This is a genomic window from Aeribacillus sp. FSL M8-0235, assembly GCF_038000355.1.
In the GTDB taxonomy this organism is placed as follows: Bacteria; Bacillota; Bacilli; order Bacillales; family Aeribacillaceae; genus Aeribacillus; species Aeribacillus composti.
In genome coordinates this window covers 72,818-95,213 of sequence record NZ_JBBOBW010000001.1, presented here as the reverse complement: position 1 = coordinate 95,213, position 22,396 = coordinate 72,818, and the positions used below count along the sequence as shown (strand labels likewise).

At 39.8% G+C, this 22,396-nt stretch carries 23 protein-coding genes and 2 tRNA genes; all 25 read right to left on the bottom strand.

What is annotated here, in order from left to right:
- Positions 1-220: 220 nt before the first annotated feature.
- The 25 genes from lysS to yabP all read right to left on the bottom strand — a co-directional run bounded on the left by lysS (position 221) and on the right by yabP (position 22,355).
- On the bottom strand, positions 221-1,723 hold the full coding sequence (gene lysS / locus NSQ71_RS00465; RefSeq protein WP_327848301.1) for a lysine--tRNA ligase: 1,503 nt from the start codon (positions 1,721-1,723) through the stop codon (positions 221-223).
- Positions 1,724-1,812: 89 nt separating this feature from the next.
- The gene (dusB, locus tag NSQ71_RS00460) at positions 1,813-2,805 is read right to left on the bottom strand and encodes a tRNA dihydrouridine synthase DusB (RefSeq protein ID WP_063387552.1); all 993 of its coding nucleotides are present in this window, start codon (positions 2,803-2,805) and stop codon (positions 1,813-1,815) included.
- 15 nt (positions 2,806-2,820) lie between these two features.
- Positions 2,821-3,036 (bottom strand): helix-turn-helix domain-containing protein, encoded by a 216-nt coding sequence (locus NSQ71_RS00455; protein WP_063387553.1) that lies wholly within the window; start codon positions 3,034-3,036, stop codon positions 2,821-2,823.
- Positions 2,988-3,515 carry a 2-amino-4-hydroxy-6-hydroxymethyldihydropteridine diphosphokinase gene (gene folK, locus NSQ71_RS00450; protein WP_063387554.1) on the bottom strand — a complete coding sequence of 176 codons (528 nt, stop codon included), beginning with the start codon at positions 3,513-3,515 and terminating at the stop codon, positions 2,988-2,990. The genes NSQ71_RS00455 and folK overlap by 49 nt, the downstream gene beginning before the upstream one ends.
- On the bottom strand, positions 3,512-3,874 hold the full coding sequence (gene folB / locus NSQ71_RS00445; RefSeq protein WP_339199935.1) for a dihydroneopterin aldolase: 363 nt from the start codon (positions 3,872-3,874) through the stop codon (positions 3,512-3,514). Before folB ends, folK begins: the two co-directional genes overlap by 4 nt.
- Positions 3,870-4,718 carry a dihydropteroate synthase gene (gene folP, locus NSQ71_RS00440; protein ID WP_340732284.1) on the bottom strand — a complete coding sequence of 283 codons (849 nt, stop codon included), beginning with the start codon at positions 4,716-4,718 and terminating at the stop codon, positions 3,870-3,872. The genes folB and folP overlap by 5 nt, the downstream gene beginning before the upstream one ends.
- Complete coding sequence (pabC, locus tag NSQ71_RS00435) at positions 4,709-5,587, bottom strand: aminodeoxychorismate lyase (RefSeq protein WP_339193771.1); 879 nt, start codon at positions 5,585-5,587, stop codon at positions 4,709-4,711. The genes folP and pabC overlap by 10 nt, the downstream gene beginning before the upstream one ends.
- A gap of 2 nt (positions 5,588-5,589) precedes the next feature.
- Positions 5,590-6,177 (bottom strand): aminodeoxychorismate/anthranilate synthase component II, encoded by a 588-nt coding sequence (gene pabA, locus NSQ71_RS00430; RefSeq protein WP_339198231.1) that lies wholly within the window; start codon positions 6,175-6,177, stop codon positions 5,590-5,592.
- Positions 6,174-7,604 carry an aminodeoxychorismate synthase component I gene (pabB, locus tag NSQ71_RS00425; protein ID WP_117017233.1) on the bottom strand — a complete coding sequence of 477 codons (1,431 nt, stop codon included), beginning with the start codon at positions 7,602-7,604 and terminating at the stop codon, positions 6,174-6,176. Before pabB ends, pabA begins: the two co-directional genes overlap by 4 nt.
- Before the next feature lie 142 nt (positions 7,605-7,746).
- Positions 7,747-8,676: a cysteine synthase A gene (gene cysK, locus NSQ71_RS00420; RefSeq protein WP_066247248.1), complete on the bottom strand. Its 930-nt coding sequence runs from the start codon at positions 8,674-8,676 to the stop codon at positions 7,747-7,749.
- 85 nt (positions 8,677-8,761) lie between these two features.
- Complete coding sequence (locus NSQ71_RS00415; RefSeq protein WP_340732278.1) at positions 8,762-9,643, bottom strand: peptidyl-prolyl cis-trans isomerase; 882 nt, start codon at positions 9,641-9,643, stop codon at positions 8,762-8,764.
- Between the two features lie 22 nt (positions 9,644-9,665).
- A complete protein-coding gene (gene hslO / locus NSQ71_RS00410) occupies positions 9,666-10,550 on the bottom strand; it encodes an Hsp33 family molecular chaperone HslO (protein WP_063387561.1) in 885 nt (294 codons plus the stop codon).
- A gap of 7 nt (positions 10,551-10,557) precedes the next feature.
- Positions 10,558-11,331, bottom strand: a complete 774-nt coding sequence (locus NSQ71_RS00405; RefSeq protein WP_063387562.1) for a type III pantothenate kinase — start codon at positions 11,329-11,331, stop codon at positions 10,558-10,560.
- 128 nt (positions 11,332-11,459) lie between these two features.
- Complete coding sequence (ftsH, locus tag NSQ71_RS00400) at positions 11,460-13,421, bottom strand: ATP-dependent zinc metalloprotease FtsH (protein ID WP_066247240.1); 1,962 nt, start codon at positions 13,419-13,421, stop codon at positions 11,460-11,462.
- A 93-nt stretch (positions 13,422-13,514) separates the two neighbouring features.
- Positions 13,515-14,057, bottom strand: coding sequence for a hypoxanthine phosphoribosyltransferase (hpt, locus tag NSQ71_RS00395; protein WP_066247237.1), 543 nt, complete (start codon positions 14,055-14,057; stop codon positions 13,515-13,517).
- Between the two features lie 20 nt (positions 14,058-14,077).
- Complete coding sequence (gene tilS / locus NSQ71_RS00390) at positions 14,078-15,454, bottom strand: tRNA lysidine(34) synthetase TilS (protein WP_133309093.1); 1,377 nt, start codon at positions 15,452-15,454, stop codon at positions 14,078-14,080.
- 207 nt (positions 15,455-15,661) lie between these two features.
- Positions 15,662-16,636 carry a protein kinase domain-containing protein gene (locus tag NSQ71_RS00385; RefSeq protein WP_063387566.1) on the bottom strand — a complete coding sequence of 325 codons (975 nt, stop codon included), beginning with the start codon at positions 16,634-16,636 and terminating at the stop codon, positions 15,662-15,664.
- Positions 16,605-17,336 carry a vWA domain-containing protein gene (locus NSQ71_RS00380; protein WP_066247229.1) on the bottom strand — a complete coding sequence of 244 codons (732 nt, stop codon included), beginning with the start codon at positions 17,334-17,336 and terminating at the stop codon, positions 16,605-16,607. Before NSQ71_RS00380 ends, NSQ71_RS00385 begins: the two co-directional genes overlap by 32 nt.
- Positions 17,337-17,412: 76 nt before the next feature.
- Positions 17,413-19,896 (bottom strand): stage II sporulation protein E, encoded by a 2,484-nt coding sequence (gene spoIIE, locus NSQ71_RS00375; protein WP_094244844.1) that lies wholly within the window; start codon positions 19,894-19,896, stop codon positions 17,413-17,415.
- 349 nt (positions 19,897-20,245) lie between these two features.
- A tRNA-Glu gene (locus NSQ71_RS00370) sits at positions 20,246-20,317 on the bottom strand.
- A 10-nt stretch (positions 20,318-20,327) separates the two neighbouring features.
- Positions 20,328-20,404: transfer RNA gene (locus NSQ71_RS00365), tRNA-Met, on the bottom strand.
- A gap of 170 nt (positions 20,405-20,574) precedes the next feature.
- Positions 20,575-20,952, bottom strand: a complete 378-nt coding sequence (locus NSQ71_RS00360; protein WP_063387569.1) for a S1 domain-containing RNA-binding protein — start codon at positions 20,950-20,952, stop codon at positions 20,575-20,577.
- 82 nt (positions 20,953-21,034) lie between these two features.
- Complete coding sequence (locus NSQ71_RS00355) at positions 21,035-21,412, bottom strand: FtsB family cell division protein (protein ID WP_242009344.1); 378 nt, start codon at positions 21,410-21,412, stop codon at positions 21,035-21,037.
- A 20-nt stretch (positions 21,413-21,432) separates the two neighbouring features.
- Positions 21,433-22,053 carry a spore cortex biosynthesis protein YabQ gene (gene yabQ, locus NSQ71_RS18430; RefSeq protein WP_117017229.1) on the bottom strand — a complete coding sequence of 207 codons (621 nt, stop codon included), beginning with the start codon at positions 22,051-22,053 and terminating at the stop codon, positions 21,433-21,435.
- Positions 22,050-22,355, bottom strand: coding sequence for a sporulation protein YabP (gene yabP / locus NSQ71_RS00350; protein WP_063387572.1), 306 nt, complete (start codon positions 22,353-22,355; stop codon positions 22,050-22,052). Before yabP ends, yabQ begins: the two co-directional genes overlap by 4 nt.
- Positions 22,356-22,396 lie beyond the last annotated feature (41 nt).

Here is a 22,396-nt window from a genome sequence, read left to right as displayed (position 1 = left end):
AAAAAAAGACGACTTTTTTATAATATCCTTAAATTTTTACTTTGTCAACAGATTTTTTTATCATTGTATCATTGGTCATCAATAAGGACGGGTATTAATATAACACCATTTTCATAACAAATCAATAGTTTTGCATAAAAAAATTTGTTTTATATAAAAAAATTATTCAATTTCCAGCAGGAAGACAAAAGGGAGACAGCCGTCTCCCTTTTGCAAATCATCATTTGTTTCTCATCTGCGGGAATAAAAGAACATCGCGAATAGACGGAGAATTGGTTAAAAGCATGACTAATCTGTCAATGCCAATGCCAAGCCCACCTGTTGGAGGCATGCCATATTCAAGAGCTTCAATGAAATCTTCGTCCATCATATGCGCCTCGTCATTTCCCTGCTCTCTTTCTTTTAATTGAGCTTCAAAGCGTTCACGTTGATCAATAGGATCGTTTAATTCCGTAAAGGCATTTGCATGCTCGCGGCCGACAATAAACAATTCAAAGCGATCTGTGAATCTTGGATCCGCTTCATTCTTTTTGGCGAGCGGAGAAATTTCAACAGGGTGACCGTAAATAAATGTCGGCTGAATTAGTTTATCCTCGACTTTTTGCTCGAAGAACTCATTGACAATATGGCCGTATTGCATATTTTCGTTAATTTCTACTCCGTGTTCTTCAGCTAATGCCCGCGCTTCTTCGGCAGATGTGACATTCCAAAAATCAACATTTGTATATTCTTTAATCGCATCTACCATGTGAAGTCTCTTCCATTTTGGTTTCAAGTCCACTTTATATTCATCGTATTGGATTGTCGTTGTACCTAATACTTCTTGTGCAATATGAGCAATCATGTTTTCTGTCAATTCCATAATATCATGGAAATCTGCATATGCCTCGTACAGTTCAAGCATGGTGAATTCAGGATTATGTCTTGTTGAAACGCCTTCGTTGCGGAAAACGCGGCCGATTTCATAAACTTTTTCTAAACCGCCGACAATCAGCCTTTTCAAATGAAGCTCAATAGCAATTCTCATGTACAAAGGCATATCCAAAGCATTATGATGAGTGATAAACGGGCGTGCTGCCGCTCCTCCAGCAATGGAGTGCATCATTGGTGTTTCTACTTCCAAATACCCGTGACTGTCTAAATAACGGCGCATGGATTGGATGATTTTGCTTCTTGTTATAAATGTGTTTTTGCTGTCAGGGTTCATAATAAGATCTAAATAGCGCTGGCGGTAGCGCTGTTCAATATCTTTAAGGCCATGGTATTTATCAGGAAGAGGGCGCAAAGCTTTCGTGAGCAGCACAAATTCCGTTGCTTTTACCGAGAGCTCGCCTACTTTTGTTTTAAAAACCGTTCCCTTCACGCCAATAAGATCACCTAAGTCAGCCATATCAAAAATTTCATACTGATCCTCGCCGACGCTGTCCTTCCGAACATAAATTTGAATTTGGCCCGACAAATCTTGGATATGGGCGAAACCTGCTTTCCCTTTTCCACGTTTTGTCATAATTCTGCCAGCTATAGAAACAAAAATATTTTTTTCCTCAAGTTCTTCCTTTGTAAACTCGCCGTACTGCTCTTTTAGTTCAATCGCCTGATGCGAGCGTTCAAATTTTTTTCCGAAAGGGTCGATTCCTTTATCTTTTAATGCATGAAGCTTTTCCCTGCGAACCTGCAATTGATCATTCAACTCTTCTTGGTTATGCAAACCTTCTTTGCTCATACGTATCCACTCCAATAATCTTAAAATTTAACATAGAAAACTGCCAGATTACTGGCAGCCGTCAAAGTATAAGAGAAAGCAGATTGTCTTTATGCGGATTGACGCTCTTTCTCTTCCACTTCACTTGCAAAACGTTCAAGAAGGGAGACCAGTTCTTCTTTTGTTTCACAGTTATTAATAGCATTTCTCACTTTTGCATTGCCTCGAATACCTTTTAAATACCAAGCGGCATGTTTACGCATCTCTCTAACAGCGATGTGCTCACCTTTTAAATTGATTAAACGTTCTAAATGCAGTTTGCATACATCAATCTTTTCTCGAACTGTCGGCTCTTCAATTAATTCTCCCGTTTCTAAATATTTAACAGTGCGATAGATCATCCATGGGTTGCCTAATGCAGCACGGCCGATCATAACCCCGTCTGCACCCGTCTCGTCCAGCATTCTCTTTGCATCTTGAGGGGTTTTGACATCCCCGTTGCCAATCACCGGAATATTCACAGCCTGCTTAACTTCTCTAATAATGTCCCAGTTGGCTTCTCCCTCATACATTTGAACACGGGTTCGTCCATGCAATGCAACAGCCTTGCCCCCTGCCCGCTCAACGGCTTGGGCATTTTCCACCGCATAAATATGTTCTTCATCCCAACCCATGCGCATTTTGACAGTTACCGGTTTTTTCACTGCATCCACAACAGCGGCAACCATGTCATAAATTTTATTGGGATCAAGAAGCCATTTTGCTCCGGCATCACATTTCGTAATTTTCGGTACAGGACAGCCCATGTTAATATCGATGATATCTGCTGTTGTATTGTTATCGACAAATTTTGCCGCTTCCACTAATGTTTCTTTTTCACCGCCAAAAATTTGCAAGCTTAATGGTTTTTCCCGTTCATCAATATAGAGCATGTCCATTGTTTTCGCATTTTTATATAAAATGGCTTTATCGCTGACCATTTCAGCACAAACTAAACCCGCTCCAAATTCTTTGACCGTCAGCCGAAAAGCCGAATTGCATACGCCGGCCATCGGAGCAAGCACAACACGGTTTTTCAATTGAATATCTCCTATTTTAAACAATTTCACCTGCCTCCTTTATTTTTCAGTATCCTCAGGCATCAGCTCGTTCACGCTTACATTCAGCTTAGCAGCAATAATCTCTACTAATTCCTTGCTGGGAAGTCTGTTGCCCCTTTCAACTTCACCAAGAACCGATACAGAAACGCCTAAGTCTTTTGCAAGGCTTTCTTGTGTATAGCCTTTTAGCTTTCTAAAAGCGCGAATCCTTCTTCCCCATTTTTCTGCTTCCATATTCGCACTCCTTTTTTATCTTTTAATTGATCTATTAAAACCAGTAAAGAACGATGCTGATTAGGCCATTGTACATCTCGATCAATTTCAAACAAAGGAATCAATACGAAAGATCGTTCAAACATTCTCGGATGAGGTATGGTAAGCTGTTCTGTTTCAATATTTTCGTTATTATATAATAAAATGTCAAGGTCTATCGTTCTAGGCCCCCATTTAACTTCCCTTGATCTTCCTAAATCATATTCGATTTTTTGCGTAAATGCCAGCAGCTCATACGGCGTGAAATTCGTCGCGATTTTAATGACCATGTTCAAAAACAATTCTTGGTCAATATAACCAACCGGATCGGTTTCATAAATAGAAGACATTTTGATAACCTCAACATCTGGATGCCTGTTCAATTGATTGATGCTTTCTTCCAAATAATATTCCCGATCGCCGATATTCGATCCTAAAGAAATATATGCATAGTTTTTCATGTTCTTCCCCTTTTGATTTCTACTGCTACAGACTTGTAATGACCCGGGATTGGCGGATCCGGCTTTACCACTTTTACTGTGCAATACAAAACAGTCGAAAACTCTTTTAACAGTTCAGATGCTAAATTTTCTGCAACGGCTTCAATAAGCTTATAGGGCTTGCCTTCCACAATTTCCTTGCAAACCGTGTACACTTTCGCATAATTCACTGTATCATCTAGTTCATCCGTTTTTCCTGCTTGCTTTAGATCCATCTCTAAAATAACATCAACTCGAAATCGCTGTCCAAGTTTATTCTCTTCAGGATAAACGCCATGATAGCCCCAAAACTCCATTCCCGTTACATAGATCTTATCAATCGTGATCGCGCCCCTTTCCGAGCATCGCATCCATCATTTTCACCATCCGCGCAATCGGTTTAACGTCATGTACCCGAACGAATTGACAGCCCTTTTGCACTCCTAAGCATACGGTAGCCGCTGTGCCTTCCATACGCTCCTCTACCGGTAGATCGAGAACTCGTCCGATAAATCTTTTTCTCGACGTACCCAGCAAAACAGGGAAACCAAGGTTTGTAAATTCCTCCAGATGACGCATGACGTAGAGATTATCTTCAAAAGTTTTGGCAAAACCGATTCCTGGATCAAGGATGATTTGTTCGTCCCGAACGCCTGCTTTTTTGGCGATCTCGACACTTTCCATTAAATCGGAAATCATGTCTTTAATCAGATCGTTATACTCTTCTTTTTCTCGATTGTGCATTAGAATGATTGGGACGTTATATTCTGCTGCCACGCGAGCGATGTCCGGCTCCTTTTTCGCCCCCCAAACATCATTGATGATGGTTGCTCCAGCTTCCACCGCTTTTTTTGCCACATTCGCTTTGTACGTATCAATGGAAATAGGAACATGAATTTCTTTTGATAATTTTTCAATGACTGGAAGAACTCTGGCCAGCTCCTCCTCTTCTGAAACGGGTTCATGGCCCGGACGGGTTGATTCACCCCCGACATCAATGATATCGGCGCCATTTTCCACCATTTCTTTTGCATGCTTTAAAGCTTTCTCGATATCATTAAATTTTCCGCCGTCCGAAAAAGAATCAGGCGTAACGTTTAATATTCCCATTACTTGGGTTTTATCTTCGTAGTGTAATTGATACGGTCCGCACTGTAATATTTTTTCTTTCTCTATTACACCCATTGTTCATCACCCACTTCGAATTCAGATCTTGTCAAAATATGCTGCCGCACCTTCTTATAAATGGTGATTAATCGATTGGTCAAAATTCCCTGTTCACCTGCAAATGCAGTCTGACCAATATGTGTAATTGGGACAATCTCCTGCAAGGAATTTGTGATAAAAGCTTCTTGTGCAGATAACAGATGATCCAATGGATACAATCCTTCTTCATAAGGAATGCGATGTTTTTCAAGGATGGTTAACACGAACTGTCTAGTAATTCCGTTTAATATTCCTGTGCTGACAGCCGGTGTATAGACGGTGTTGTTTTTTACCCAAAAAATGTTGGAAACAATCCCTTCTGCGACATATCCTGAATGTGTTAAAAATATACCTTCCGTTTTCGGATTATCTCCAATTTCTCTCTTTGCCAGCACATTATTTAAAAAATGGTGCGATTTTATGCGAAATGATCCTTCCGGCGTGTTTCGCCGAACCGAAAGAATGACCCCCTGTTTTGTCAATCTTTCCGGCAAATTTAACTCTTTTATAAAAAAGATTAACACCGGATTTTTATAAGGAGCCGCCGACAACCCCAGCTCCTCTGCACCCGCTGAAACATTTATCCGGATATATGCATTATTTAAATGATTTAATTCAAGCAGTCTTTTAATAATTTGTTCTGCTTCCGAGTAAGAAAGAGAAAAATCTATGCCAAGCTCGCGAACCGCTGCATTTAAGCGATCGATATGATCATACAGTAAAAATGGATGACCGTTATAAGTCCTTAATGTTTCAAAAGCGCCGATTCCGTATAAAAATCCATGATCGAACGGAGAAATATGCAGCTCATCCTGCTTTTTATATTCACCATTTACATATAAGTACACTTTTATACACTCTTTTCTTCCGTACGATAATAGGAAAGGAAATGCTTTAACATCAGTTTTCCATGTTCAGTCATAATTGATTCCGGATGAAACTGCACGCCTTCAACCTGCAAAGATTTATGGCGGATTCCCATAATCTCTCCGTCATTCGTCCATGCTGAAATTTCAAAGCAATCCGGAAGCGTTTCTTTTTTGACAATTAAAGAGTGGTACCTTGTAGCGGTGAACGGGTTGTCTAAGCCGTCGAAAATAGTTTTTCCGTCATGATAAATTTGCGATGTTTTCCCGTGCATTAATTTGTCTGCGCGAACAACATCCCCACCGAACACTTGAGCTATTGATTGATGACCTAAGCATACGCCAAAAATCGGAATTTTCCCTGCGAAATACTTAATTGCCTCCATGCTGATCCCCGCCTCATTCGGCGTACACGGACCGGGAGAAATCATCAAATAGGCTGGATTGAGCTGTTCAATTTCCTCAATCGTAATTTCATCATTTCGTCTGACAACAAGCTCTTCGCCGAGCTCACCAAGGTATTGGACTAAATTGTACGTAAAAGAATCATAGTTATCAATCATTAAAATCATCTCTTCTCACCTCTAACTAACTTATTCTCATCTTCGCTCAAATCTTTTGCTTTCCATAACGCTTTTGCTTTTTTCAAACACTCTTTATATTCATATTCTGCAACAGAATCAATGACGATTCCAGCACCTGCTTGCACATAACCCCAACCGTTTTTAGCCAGTAGCGTCCGTATTACAATATTAAATTCTAAATCTCCATTAAAGCCGAGCCAGCCGATCGAACCAGTATATAACCCTCTTCTAGTCGGCTCCAGCTCTTCAATTATTTCCATTGTTCGAACCTTCGGCGCTCCCGTGATTGTGCCGCCCGGAAATACAGCACGCATAATGTCGTAAAATCCTTTTCCTTCTTGCAGCTCGCCGCGAACATTTGACACGATATGAATGACATGTGAATATTTCTCAATAGCCATCAGTTCGTTAACTTCAACACTGCCATATTTACATACCCGCCCTAGATCATTTCGTTCTAAATCTACAAGCATGATATGTTCTGCACGTTCTTTTTCATTGGTGATTAATTCCTCAGAAAGCTGGCGGTCTTCTTCATCGCTTCTTCCTCTTGATCTCGTTCCAGCAATCGGACGGGTATTCAGTACATTTCCCCTCTTTTTTATGAGCAGCTCTGGAGATCCACTGGCAATTTGAAACTCAGGAGTATGAATATAGGCCATATATGGGGATGGGTTAATTTTCCGTAATGCTTTATAAATTTCAAACGGATGCGTCGAAAGCGGTTTTGCTTGTCTGACGGATAAGTTGACTTGAAATACATCACCGCTTGCAATATAATCCTTTACTCTTTCAACAGCTTTTTTAAACGGCTGTTCCATAAACATTATCGGCTCATAGCTGAGATCAGCTGAATTCGTATAGCTAAAAATCGTTTCCTCACTTTGCTTACACCATAAAGCTTTCATTTCTTCCAGCCGCTTTTGTGCAGCATCTTTTTCCCCATGTTTATGATACGTTATCAGCCAAAGTGTTTTTTCAGTATGATCAAAAACGGCGATATCTTGAAAAACGATAAAATAAATGTCGGGCACGTGTAAATCGTCCACAGCTATATTGGGTAATTTTTCGAAATAACGAACTGCATCATAGCTAATAAAGCCGATAGCGCCTCCTTGAAAGTCGGGAAGGGAAGGATCGCTTTCACATTTAAACTGTTTCATCCATCCTTCAAAGAGCAAGAGCGGATTTCCTTCCTTTACTTCTTTTTTGTTCCCGCTATAGATCGTAATTGCCCCGTTTTTTCCTTGTATGACGGCAAAAGGGTTTAAACCAGCTATGCTGTAGCGGCCGCCTCTTCCGCTTTCGAGAAGAGCGTAATGTTGTTGTTGTTTTGCCAGCGTTTCAAAGCGATTGAAAAATCGTTCTTTTTCAAAAGGTATTTGGACTGCCAGCAGTTTTCTCACAGATTCCATCGTTCACTCTCCTTCACCCATAAACTTATTTTACAACAAGAAGGAGAGCTTGGCATCAACAGTATTATTTTTCCCCTTCACATAAAATCCAAAAGGCTGCCGACAAATTTCGTCGACAGCCTTTAAACTATTATTCATTCTATTATTCTTCGTCAAACTTATATAATGGAGTACTTAAATATCTTTCTCCATTACTTGGGATGACTGCTAGTACCTTTTTGCCTTTTCCTAGCTCTTTCGCCACTTTCAATGCAGAGAAAATGGCAGCACCTGAAGAAATTCCGCCTAATACTCCTTCTTCTCTCGCAGCTTTTCTAGCGGTTTCAAAAGCTTGCTCAGTTGTAACAGTAATGACTTCATCATAAATCTCTGTATTTAAAATATCCGGAACAAATCCTGCTCCAATACCTTGAATTTTATGCGGACCTGGTTTTCCGCCCGATAATACAGGTGAATCAGCCGGCTCAACAGCATAAATTTTTATGTTCGGATATTTTTCTCTTAATACTTGACCTGCACCAGTAATCGTACCTCCAGTACCGATTCCGGCGACAAATGCATCCAATTGATCGCCCATTTGCTCAACGATTTCCGGGCCAGTTGTTAAACGGTGAATTTCTACATTTGCACGGTTTTTAAATTGCTGCGGCATGAAATAGCCGTGTTTTTCCGCAAGCTCTTCTGCTTTTTTAATAGCCCCTTTCATGCCTTCTGGACCAGGAGTTAAAACAAGCTCTGCTCCATATGCACGCAATAAATTGCGGCGCTCTAAACTCATTGTTTCTGGCATAACTAAAATAGCATGTAAACCTTTTGCAGCTGCCACCATTGCTAAACCGATCCCTGTGTTTCCGCTTGTCGGTTCGATAATTGTGTCTCCTGGTTTTAATTTGCCTTCTTTTTCTGCCGCTTCAATCATTGCTAATGCAATACGGTCCTTTACACTTGATCCAGGGTTAAAAAATTCAAGCTTTAAATAAACGTCTGCACTGTCCTCTTCTACAATTTTTCCTAATTTTACAACAGGAGTCTTTCCAATTAGATCTAATATAGAGTTTGCAACAACTGCCATCTTATACACCTCTATTTCCGAGTAATTATATTGGTTTTATTGAAAATAATATACCAATAAATTTATGAATTGTCAATCTTTTTCTTCATTTTTCATAAAACCATGTTACGCCGATGTCATCCCACAGCTGCTTTGCTGATACATTTCCTTCCATCTGTTCCAAAGCGATTTGCCTGCGAATCTGATCCTTTACTTCGTCAAACTCCAGCTGTTCTCCTTTTATTTTCTCATGCAAAAATATAATCGCATATCCTCTTTCCAGCGGTATTGGGTCCGACCACTCATTGACCTTCATTGTTTTAGCTTGTTCAATATATTCCGGCGGTACATCGCTGGAACCTTCGGAAACATAACCGAGGTCTCCGCCTTCCTTCGCTGTCAACTGATCCTTGGACCGTTCAGCTGCAATCCCTTCAAAGCTTGATCCGCCTTTTAATTCATTTATAATTTGTTGGACTTCTTTTTTTGAATCAACCACGATATGGGAAAGATGATACGTGTCATTCATAATATATTGATGTTTATTTTCTTCATAAAATTTCTTCAATTCATTCTCACTAATGTTGACATCTTTCGTTAAAAGCTCTTCTAATAAAATACTATAGCGAATTTGTTTTCTCAGTTCTTTGTCGTTAAACACGCTATCGCCGTATGATTGAGACGATATTTTATACATTTGTATTTCACGTTCAACTGTTTTTTCATCTACATCAATATGATTCTTTTTTGCAAGCTCGTCCACAACTTGAATATTGATCATTTCCTCAAGTGTTGTTTTCCCAAATCGTTTTTCCAGTTCATTTAACCATTCCTGCCTCGTAATGCGGCTATTGCCGATTTTGGCAACAATTTCATCATTTTTCTCTTTTTGCGCTTCTCTTGTATAAGCACTTACCAAAAAGGCAATCGTCACGCAGTTCGTTAATACAAGACTGAAAATTATGACCAAAAGCGCTTTTTTACTCATTCCTCCAGCTCCCTGCCATAATCTATTTTCTAGATGCCGCTTCTTTTAATTCCTGCAACTCTTCTTTTGAAAACACATATACCTCATTACAGAAATGGCATTGAGCTTCAGCTTTTTCATCCTCATCGATGATTTGTTGAATTTCCTCTTCTCCCAGGCTAATAATGGCATTTGCAAACCTATCTTTAGAACAGCTGCAGTGGAAGCTGACAGGCATTCGATCGATCACTTTCATATTCCCTTCGCCCAGGACACCTTCCAATATTTCCTCAGGAGTCAGCCCTTTTTGAATTTGCTTAGAGATCGGCTCTATTGTTTGTAACCGCGTCTCAATTTCCGTAATGATTGATTCTTCAGTTCCCGGCATGAGCTGAATAATAAATCCGCCAGCAGCCAGAACAGAGTTATCAGGGTTGACTAAAACTCCCACTCCTACTGAAGACGGGACTTGCTCTGACGTCACTAAATAATAGGCAAAATCTTCTCCCAGCTCGCCGGAAATAATAGGGACTTTACCGGAAAAATGCTCCCTTAATCCTAAATCCTTAACAATCGACAATGTACCGTTTTTCCCGACTGCGCGGGCTACATCCAGTTTGCCATGTTTATTTAATTCAAAATGGGTCTTAGGATTGGATACATAACCTCTCACTTGACCTTTTGAATTACTGTCAATAACAATGGCTCCTATTGGACCGCCGCCTTCTATTTTTATCGTCAGCTTCTCATCACCTTTTAGCATCGAACTCATCATCACGCCTGCTGTCATTGCTCTTCCAAGAGCAGCGGTAGCAGTCGGCCATGTTTGGTGGCGGCGTTGAGCTTCACTCACTGTATCAGTCGTCTTCACTGCATATGCACGCACTCCTCCGCCATAGGCCAAAGATTTGACTAAATAATCGTTCATTTGTTTCCTACTCCCTTCCGAGATTTCGTTCGTAAATTAACCGCAAGCCTGTTAATGTTAACAATGGATCAACGATTTCGATCATGTCAGATTCATTGGCGATTAACCCAGCTAGACCGCCTGTTGCAATAACTTTCGGTTCTTTTTTAGCTTGCGCTTTCATCCTTCTGACAATTCCTTCTACTTGGCCAACATAGCCGAATAAAATTCCTGATTGCATGGCGGCTACTGTATTTTTCCCAATAATATGATCGGGTTTGGCGATTTCGATTCTAGGAAGCTTCGCGGCTTTTGAGTATAAAGCTTCGGTGGAAATGTTAATCCCTGGTGCAATGGCACCGCCTTCATATTGTCCTTTTTCATTAATGTAGCAATAAGTTGTTGCTGTGCCGAAATCAACAATAATAAGCGGACAGCCATATAAATGAACACCGGCAACTGCATTGACGATCCTGTCCGCCCCAACTTCACGCGGATTATCATACTTTATATTAAGGCCTGTTTTAATTCCTGGGCCGACAATAAGCGGATCTACATGAAAATATTTCTCGCACATTTTTTCCATGGCATACATAATCGGTGGAACGACAGAAGAAATAATGATTCCCGTTATGTCCGAAAATTTTAATCCTACGTATTCAAACAATGATTTAAACATCATTCCGTATTCATCTTCGGTTTTATGTCGATTGGTTTCAATTCGCCAATGGTAAAGCAATTGTTCTTTTTCGTATACTCCAATCACGGTGTTTGTATTCCCAACATCTAAAGCTAAAATCATGTCCATCACCTTTTCCCTTCGTTCAAACATTCCCTCATCATCATATCACATATTGATCGCAGTAGGCTGCTATCGGGCACGAAGGCAATAGAAAACCGCCAACTTTGTATAGTTGACGGCTTTATTACTTATTCTTCTTTAAGCTCCGGTTTGATAGAGGGAGCCTCATCTTTCTTTGTCTGAATATTGACTTTTACAGCTTCATCTTTTTGGTTGTTCTCTTCTTTTTTCACATTTTCTGAAGCTGCTTTTTGTTCAGACTTATCAGGCAATGAACCGTGTTCCACCAGATGTTTAATTTGTTCTGCATCAAGTGTTTCCACTTCTAATAACGTTTTTGCAATTAGTTCAAGTTTATCGCGATTTTCTGTCAAAATTCGTTTTGCTTTTTCATAACATTCTTTAATGATGCGCTGAATTTCTAAGTCAATTTCATAAGCAATCGCATCACTATAATTTTGCTCACTTTGGATGTCACGCCCTAAAAAGACCTGGCCTTGAGAGCTTCCAAATTGCAATGGACCCAATTTTTCTGACATTCCAAATTCTGTAACCATTCTGCGCGCAATATTTGTCGCACGCTGGAAGTCGTTGTGGGCACCGGTGCTAACTTCACCGAAAACAATTTCTTCCGCAACCCGACCGCCAAGCAATCCTGTTATTTTGTCAAGGAGCTCAGGTTTTGTCATGAAATAGCGGTCTTCTTTTGGCAGCATGACAGCATATCCTCCAGCTTGACCCCGAGGAACAATCGTTACTTTATGCACCATTTCCGCCTCATCTAAAACGAGACCGATAACGGTATGTCCGCCTTCATGATAGGCAACAATACGGCGCTCCTTTTCCGAAATAACCCTGCTTTTTTTCGCAGGTCCTGCAATTACACGATCGGTTGCCTCATCTATATCCGCCATATCGATTTTCTTTTTATTTTGGCGAGCAGCAACGAGAGCAGCCTCATTCAATAGGTTTTCCAAGTCAGCTCCAGAAAAGCCCGGCGTTCTCATCGCAATGTTCCGCAAATTCACCGATTCGTCCAACGGTTTATTGCGTGCATGTACTTTGAGCACTGCTTCGCGCCCCTTCACATCCGGACGATCAACCGTAATTTGACGGTCAAATCGACCAGGGCGGAGAAGGGCTGGGTCTAAAATATCCGGACGGTTTGTCGCCGCAATAATAATGATTCCTTCGTTGGAGCTAAATCCATCCATCTCAACGAGAAGCTGATTTAACGTTTGTTCACGTTCATCGTGACCGCCGCCTAATCCCGCTCCTCTTTGGCGTCCAACAGCATCAATTTCATCAATAAAAATGATACATGGGGCATTTTTCTTAGCCGTCTCAAACAAATCTCGAACACGAGAAGCACCTACACCGACAAACATCTCAACAAAATCAGATCCGCTTATGGAGAAAAACGGCACACCTGCTTCTCCAGCCACCGCGCGGGCCAGCAATGTTTTACCAGTTCCCGGAGGGCCTACTAAAAGGACTCCTTTCGGTATGCGCGCTCCAAGTTCAGAAAACTTGCGGGGATCCTTTAAAAATTCAACAACTTCCACTAGTTCAGCCTTTTCCTCATCGGCTCCTGCAACATCTTTAAATTTTACTTTTTTCTTGTCGTCGTTATACAGCTTTGCCTTGCTCTTCCCGAAGTTCATAACTCGGCTTCCGCCGCCTTGAGCCTGATTGAGCACAAAGAAGAACAAAATAAAGATTATAATAAATGGGATGAGGGATGTGAAAAATTGCACCCATCCGTTTGTATCATCTGCTGGGGACCATTTAACTTCCGTTTGATTTTTTGAAGCAGCCGTATTGATGAGGTTTAATGCGTCATCGCCTGATAAATAGGTGATAAAGTATTGATTTTCTTCATATCCCTTCAGCTGTCCTCTGACTTCATATACTCCTCTTACTGGTTTTAACGTTATATTTTCAACATCTCCGTTTTCCAAATTGGAGATGAAGGTACTATATGTCATTTGTTCAGTTTTTTGGTTACCGCCCTGAAAAAAATTCACAACGCCGATAACCACTAAAAAAATCAGCAAATAAAATATGGTGTTTCGGAAAATCCGATTCATTCCTTACCTCCTCCCACAATGAAACAAACTATATTCAATAGTATCATAGAAAATCATCCCAGCACAACTGATACGCTATCCTTTCAACGATCATTATTTATTTTGATAAACTTCAGGCTTTAATATCCCTATAAACGGAAGATTGCGGTATTTTTCCGCATAGTCCAGACCATAACCGACAACGAACGCATCCGGAACTTCAAAACATACATAATCTGCCTCAATATTTGCCTTTCGCCCGCTCGGTTTGTCCAAAAGGGTTACAATTTTAACGGATGCTGCTTTCCGGTACCGGAAAAGATCGACTAAATAGCTTAATGTCAATCCGCTATCGATTATATCTTCAATGATTAAAAGATCCCGGCCTTCGACGGAAGTGTCTAAATCCTTAATTATTTTCACCTCACCCGATGAAACGGTTTTGTTTCCATAACTGGAAACGTCCATAAAATCAATTTCCAAATATGTATTAATATGCTTTATTAAATCCGCCATAAACGGCATAGCGCCTTTTAAAACCCCGATAGCGAGGGGAAACTTATTTTTATATTCCTCCGTTAATATCGCCCCTAATTCTTTCACTTTTTCTTTGATTTCTTCTTCTGAAATTAAGACTTTTTCAATATCCTCGATCATTTTCTTTCCTCCTGATGAGATCACTGCTCTTTATATTGTAATACAATATAAGATTCATTGGTAATGCTAATTTCCTCTAAATTTGATTTTTTTACAAGCGGAATCCATATGATTTGGCCGTTGCCATTTTCAACGATTGGGAGAAGGTTGCGCTCTTCCCTCGGTATTTTTTTATCAATAAAAATATCTTTTACCTTTTTCGTGCCGTTCATGCCTTTAATTGTCATTTTGTCTCCTTTTTTTCTGCTCCGAATAATTAAAGGCGGAACGTACCATTTTTTTGGAAGATAGAAAACGTCATCACCTTTATACGAAGGAATCCCAAAAAAGGTTTCAGTAAAAAATATTTTCCCGTTCGGCAAATGTAATTTTCCCGGTACCGGTACCGTGTAGCAGAAAGATTCACTATTTGGCGATTGAAACGTAAAGGTGCATTCATCATAAGATTTTATGACTTTGAGCCCCATAGGCAAATGAAGCATCCCCGAAGGGTGCGCTTTCATCAAAAATTCGTTTACATTTTCAATATGAACAGCCGAGAAGGAGCCGCTTTTTATCAGATCATTCAATATTTGATAAACCGCTCTCCTTTTGATCGGATCAGGAAGCTTTTTATATTCTTGTTTATGAATAGTAACGGAAGAATTCGTTTTTCTTATCACTACTTTATTTAATTTTTCCTTCGTTAATTCCTCCAAAAATCGCTCATCATCCAAAAAGACCTCACTGAAATATTGAAAATGTTCATGCAGCCTTTTGTTCTCCTTTTTCAAAAACGGCAAAACATATTTGCGAAACCTGTTCCGTGTATACGTATCTTTTTCATTGCTTGGATCAAATCGGGGCGCCAGCTGAAATTCTTCACAATACTTTAAAATTTCATCCTTTGTTGCGGCTAAAAAGGGGCGTATGATTCTCCCTCTGCCGAAAGGCCGTATGACAGGAATTCCCGCTAGTCCCTTCCCTATTGTTCCGCGAACAAGATTCATTAAAATCGTTTCAATTTGGTCATCTCCATGATGAGCTAGAGCCAAAGCATCCGCCTGAAGCTGATCCATCAACTCTAAGAAAAATTGGTAGCGGCATTCTCTAGCAGCCTGCTGGGCATTCAACCGGTGTTTCTCAGCATAACGGGCCGCATTGATTTGCTTAGCGTAACAAGGTATGTTTAATTCCCGGCAAAAATTGATGACAAATTCCATCTCTTTTTGTGATTCTATGCCTCGGAACATATGATCAACATGTGCTGCTATAACAGTGATGCCATATTGATCTTTAAATGTATTTAAAAAATGTAGAAGTGCCAGTGAATCCGGGCCGCCGGACACACCTACTATGACCGTACTATTTTTTTGGAGCAATTGATGTTTTTCAATAAACGCACATACATTTTGAATCAAAGACCGTCACATCCAATATTTCTCTAGTTATCTTTATCCTATCATTATTTGCCTGCCTTCTGCAAAGACAAAGCCTTTTGCATTTTACTGTTATTTTCCTAAAAGGGAAGCAGTTCAGATCGGACATTTTTTGAAATAGTCGGGGCACTCGCGGAAGCATGAGAAGGGGGAAAAGCACTGCCGCTTTAAACAAGCAGCAGCCATTTACAGAAGTGTCGCAAAAATATATAAAGAATATAGAAATGCCAGGCAAACCATGATCACCAATGTTTCGATCAGCCCTTTGCTTTTCTTTTTCTTTCTTTTTCGATTGTTAGCTGTCCTTTTCGGTTTAGATTGTGCTTGTACATTTCTCTTTCTTTGCAAATTAGCGTTTGAAACATGATGCAAAAGATCCTGCTTCATTTCCAAAGCGGATGAATAGGAGCCAAATAAAGCTTTCGTCAACACTTGTTTTCTTTCGTTTAAAAAAGGATGGGAGTTAATGATTTGCATCAATTGCTCCTTACTGTTTCCTTTTTTTGAAAAGCGTTTTTGAAAAACAGCATTGATAATAATCATACCGACTGCAAAAAGATCATATTTCGGTTCAGCTTTTCTCGTCCCCAATTCCCAGTATCCCCTGTCAAAAAACTCTGTAAATTCTTTAATGGATCTTCCGTTTATCGTTGTGCCACCTACATCAATACAGCGAATTTTGGGAGGAGGTCCTGTAACAATTAGATTGTCAGGCTTTAAATCACCAAAAACCCAGCCTGACTGATGAAGCTCCTCCAAATTGGACAAAAGCTGCAAGATTAGCACGTCAATCCAAATCGCACCATTATTTTTAATAAACTGGATAAAATGTTCACCTTTAACATACTCCATAACATAAAACGGAAGCATCTTTCCGCTAGCTGTGTTAAACCAATCGTCCACATCGATCAAAGAAGGCCCAAGGCACGAACCTTGGACCTTGGCCAGTCTCTTTAACACGTTTACTTCTGAAGTGATTCCCATGCTATTTTCACTTATTTTTAATGCTGCATACCCTTTACTGGATTCAATAAGGTAAACCGACCCTGTTGCTCCGCACCCCAGCATTTTTAATATCCGATACGTGTTTCCATGCCATTTTCCTTTAATAATGGTACCGGGAAGAACTTTACATGCTTTGTTCATCGAGGTATTCATCATCGAGCATTCCCCTCAATGAGCGTTTTTGTTTAAAATGTTGTATAGCTCCTTTTATCGCCGGACCAGTTGGTGTCAATCCTTCTGTCGTTAATTTCGGAAAAATGGTTGATAAAGAATCCAGTTTCGGAGTCCAATCCAATAAAATTTCTGTTTCTGATCTTTTCCCAGGAAATATAAACAGCGAATATTGATTATTGCCTATTCTTGAATTTAGGCTAATGGATAAATCAAAAAGCGCTTCTTTTACCGTTGGAAGCTTTGGCCCCATGCTTGCACTCGTATCTACGAGAATTAAAATTTCTAAATTGACCGTTTCACCAAGCTCTTCCACAACCTCCATAACTTCACCACGCTGTTCAGGCGGCAGCTCTTCAATAGAAGTTGATTTTCCTAAAATATGCTTTAATTCACGATTAACAACTCCCTGCAATGTTTGTGTCATCGCTTTTCTAGTGACCATCTGTACTGTTTGTGAAAGCTGATGGGCATAAACTACCTGGCTCACTCCTCCCCCTGCCTCAGCAATTCCTTCTATTTCCTGCATTGCATCTTGATCTATCACATTCTCTTCTAAAATCCCAATTACGTTGACAGTAATCCCATGCTCCTTAGCTAAAGCCGCCATAGCAATTGGATCTTCACCATGATTTGAGCATCCGTCAGTTAACAACAAAATTTGTTTTAATGTCCCTTTTCTCATTTTTCCTCCTCCTGGTCAATGATTTATTACCATCCTCACCAGAAGGAAAACGTTTTATACTAAGCATGGCAGAAAATCAGCTTATCTTTTTCGATTTATAAAAATTTGAAACAGGGATCGCCGCCCATTTCGGTGTATTATGATTAATTCGAGCCACCACAACCGTCATATCGTCATCGATTGCCCCCGATCTGGAGCGGATCACCTCCTCCATAATTAAATCGGCTATTTCTTGTGGATCATCAGTCTCTATTTCTTTTATTTTTCTTTTCATCCATAAATCATAATTTTCTACATGCCTTGGTCCCTCAAATATTCCGTCACTCATCATAATTAATAAATCTCCTGCTTTTAGCTGTTCGTCTACAATGTCCACCTCAAAATCATCGATAATGCCGATCGGCAAATTACTAGACTCGATTTTGATAATTTTATTTCCTCGTTTAATAAAACTCGGAGTAGATCCGATTTTCATAAATTTGCAATTGGCGCTTTGTAAATCAATGATAGACAAATCTAATGTTGCATAAATTTCATCTGTCGTTCTCAGCGACAATATAGAGTTGATGGTTTTGATAGCAATTTTTTCATCAATGCCTGATTGAAGAATTTTTTCCAACAATTTAATCGTTTCATTGCTTTCAAAATGAGCCCTTTCCCCGTTCCCCATTCCATCGCTAATGGCTATGGCAAATTTTCCGACGCCCAATTCAATCATGGAATGGCTGTCGCCTGAAACAAGACCTCCTCCTTTTGCAGCATGAGCAACACCCGTTTCCACTTTGTATGCTTTTGCAGAACCGAACACAACGTGGCAAAATCCATTTGGATAACCTGCACATTCTTCATTTTTCACGATGATCATTTCGTTTAATATATCGGAAAGCATCGGAGCAATAATTTTTTCACATTCTCCATGGCCGCCGCAATACGGAATGCTCATTTCTATATCGACGTTCCCTTTTTCAAGGCTGTATATATCAATATGGCCAATTTCTAAACCGAAGTTTTGAAGAGCATAGAAAATTTGCTCTTCCTGCAGAAAATGATGTTCCCGTTCCTTTTTCATTTCCCGAGAAAAGTCGGACATTACTTGAGCAACTCCTAGCAGCTGTTCAGCTACCAATCTTCTGCTTTCTTGCACTTGCTTTTTTAATTTCCGATTCGCTTCTAAAAAGTGCATTTCCTGCTCAATCGTCCCGACCACTAGATTAGCCTTCGAACAATGCCTGTGAAGCTTTTTCTGCAATCTGCGATTATTTGCATACGTCTTTTCTTTCGTTTCATTCATCACTTGCTTCATTAATTGATATGTCTGGTCAAAATTGTTGACCCAGCATTTCTCCTTCTTAAAACAAGTTTGGCATGTCTGTCCGGTGATCTTGCTTAAAAATAAATCCGTTTCTCTTTCTATATCCTCTCCATCCTCCGGGTAAAAAGTCGAAAAGCTCTCAGATAATGCCCGAAAAACGTTAGAAAATTGATCAACCCGCCGAGCAGTTATATCACGTATATTTCGAACATACTTTTGCTGCTCCAAAACATGCTCGTTTGTTCCAGGAATATGCTTTGCCAACTGTTCTGTAAAGCTTTTCGGGGTCAGTAAAAACAGCAAAACCGCGGCGCCCGATTCCCATAAGGTTGTCCAAACATCAGCCGATCCTTCTCCATATAGCGTGATTAAAAGTGAGCCAATGATCAGGCCAACTGACGCTCCTGCTTTTTGTCCTTCCTTTAGCAGACCTCCCAATAAACCTGAAAATGCAAGTAGGCTCATATGATACAAATTGGAAACATTCGCCAGGCTAAGCACCAAACCTGTTACAGCACCAACTGTACATCCGATGCCTGCACCTCCGGTAAAAGCGAGCAATAGGACAATATATCGTGAAAGAACGTGTTCTGCCTGTATATTTTGGTAACTGATTCCAACTAAGCCCGTCATGACGGACGCAAGCAAAATCATCAAGCAGATAATCTCTTCGACTCGTAAAGTTTGTTTATATTTCCGCACTGAAAGAAGCGGGATGCTCTGCAAAAAAATCAACGTCAGGATGATCGACAGACCTGCCTCAACCCCTGTCATTAAAAGATCGTACGTGCTGATAAATCCTGCAGTTAACTTTGAATATAAAAGGCGGCTGGCAGCAAGTCCCGAAAAAATCGTAAAAGGCAATATTTTTATTTCATCTGTTTTAATGAAAAAACTAGTCATTTTATGAAGCAAAAGAAATATACATATAGAAGAAAGCACTAACAAACATAATTCCAATGAGATGGTGAATGCCCCTGCAATTAGTGATAGTGCAGCAAGCAATGCCTTGTCCCTTTTTAAAAGCCATACAGCTCCAAAAAAAGGAAGGGCGAACGGAATAATTTCAGATAAAATAAAAGCTCTCCCCAGCAAAAACCCGACCAATACATAAACAAACCCTTTGTGAAACAGAAAAGAATGCAAATGCAGCCCCGCTCTTTTCCAAGATCTCCATAGAAGTGATTGTGTTCTTTCCAATTGGACATTGGCAAAAGGTATCAGAAATCTTCTCTCAACTTTTTCCATTATAGCGACACTCCTCCTACTACCGTAATTGATAGTCATTATACAAGCTTTTCATAAAGGAATTTGTCAAAAGGAGGAAATTGTTTATAAGAATATTTCGACGATTTCTGTTATAGACGACAAATCTTTTAAAAGGAACAGAGCAGCCCATTGAGACATTGAGTCGCGTCATTTCAAAGAGATGATTGTAACAGCGTGTTGGTCCGTTTTAAAAGCGAAAGCCGAAAAACATGAGTCGGAACTTGTTGAAATCGGTGAAAAATTAAATTTATCTATCCTATATAAATACAAAATTTTAAACTTTTCCATAAAAAAAGACTCTTTCTTTTAAAGAAAGAGCCTCTTCTCATGACCCGTACGGGATTCGAACCCGTGTTACCGCCGTGAAAGGGCGGTGTCTTAACCACTTGACCAACGGGCCAATATTCAATTGGTAGCGGCGGAGGGAATCGAACCCCCGACCTCACGGGTATGAACCGTACGCTCTAGCCAGCTGAGCTACGCCGCCAAATCAACTGCATCTTTATGTTCATGTAAAATACGCACATGTTCTATAATACATATGAACATGAGAGCCGTCAACAATAAAATAAAAAAATAATTTTCGGACAATTTAAATACACCACCTGAATCTTCAGGTGGCGGTCTGCGATCATCTATAACATTAACAGCAGCAAGTTACCCCCTTCTTGCTCCTCTCCCTCCTCGTCTTGATTCAGTGTGACGCCGAAGTGAAGCAAGACGGTCCTCGCTCTCTTTTAAAAAGCGGCTCATTTTTTGCTCAAAACTTTCTTTGGAACGATGATCATGTTTTTTTGGACGATCTTTTGCCTTTTTGATGGACAATCCGATTTTTCCGTCTTCTTCTACATTAATAACCTTGACTTCAACCTCATCGCCGACTTTTAAATGATCATGAATGTCTTTCACGTAATTGTCAGCAACTTCACTAATATGAACAAGTCCTGTTGAGCCTCCTGGCAGCTCCACAAATGCTCCAAAATTCGTAATGCCAGTTACTTTACCTTGTAACTTGCTGCCAACTTCAATTGACATAAAAAAAATGCTCCTCCTTAAATCATAAAAAAATTAAAAATAATTTATTTAATTATACAAAAATAAAAAAACGGGGTCAATATTACTGTTCATTCCCCGGAATATTAAAAATGACTTCTCCTTCATCAGATAAAAAATAATCTTTTCTTGCAAGCTTTGTGATATATTCTTCATCCTTCAGCTTGATGATTTCTGCCTTCAAATCTTTTTCCTCATCTTTTAAATTCTCCAGTTTTGTTTCAAGCTGTTTTTTTTCTTCAAGCTTCTTATTGATAGCAATTGATTGAGAAACGAGCGTTGACGCCATAATCGCAATACAAGTAACAGCCATTATACCAAATGCAGCTAACCGTCGAATTAGCCCTCGTTTTCTTCTTTGTCTCATCTCAGCTTTAACTTCTTGTCCAGGTTCATTTGTTTGCTGCAGCATAGCTACATTCAACTCTCGTTTCTCTCTCATTCCTGCAATCCCTCCTAAATTTAGCGGAACCGACGATACAGCTTACGTAACATATTCTTTATATTTATGAATATTCCTTCTATGATTTGTTTCGAATGCAGCATCTTTTGCTTTATTGGTTGAGGAGCTTTTCCCCAAAGTATGTTCAATCCCCATAGTAATGGCGCTAATAATATTTTACATAACTTGAATAAGAGTTGTGAAGACCATTTGATAACCTTCCATAAAAATAGTAAAAGAGACATAGAACATGCTATCGCCATATGAACTATCCATTTAATAGGATTGATAAGAAGCAGTAAAACGATTTTTACAAAAAATTGGTATATAGAAACAGCGATTTTTATCATAATCCGCAAACATGCCATGTATCCGTTCCGTAGGAGGCTTTGATAGGCGGCAAAACCGCATAAAAGTGCTAAAAATACATAAAATCTTAATTCCCCTTGATTTACATACAATAGAACATAAAAAGTTAAAAGTCCTTGAACCGCCCAAAATACTAAATCGTTTAAAAAAACAACCCACCTTTTTCGATCCCATCTTTTTAAAAAAAAATTGTAAGTATCAAGTGCGGCGCCTAGAAAACTGCCCATGCCGATCATCGCAATCATGGTGTAAAATTGAGTGGTAAGGGTCATTTAAACAACTTGCTAAAAATGCCTTTAGCCTTCTCCGAGCTGAAATCATCTAAATAAGAAACTTCATAAATTTTTCCTTTTATGGATACGACGCCTTTATCGACATCCAAGTTTTTCATTTGTAAATGTTCTCCCCGAACCGCGAGCGGACCCATTACCGTCTCAAGCAAAAATTCCTCATTATCAAAGCTTTCCACCTGCTTCACGCCAGAAATATCTAACAGCTTCCGGTCCTTCATGACTACATTATGCTCCTGCACGGTTTCTTTATGTGAATGGTTACCGCCATAATACTGGCTCATTATCATCCCCCCGCACTCTAATTAATGGATGCTTTCCTTTT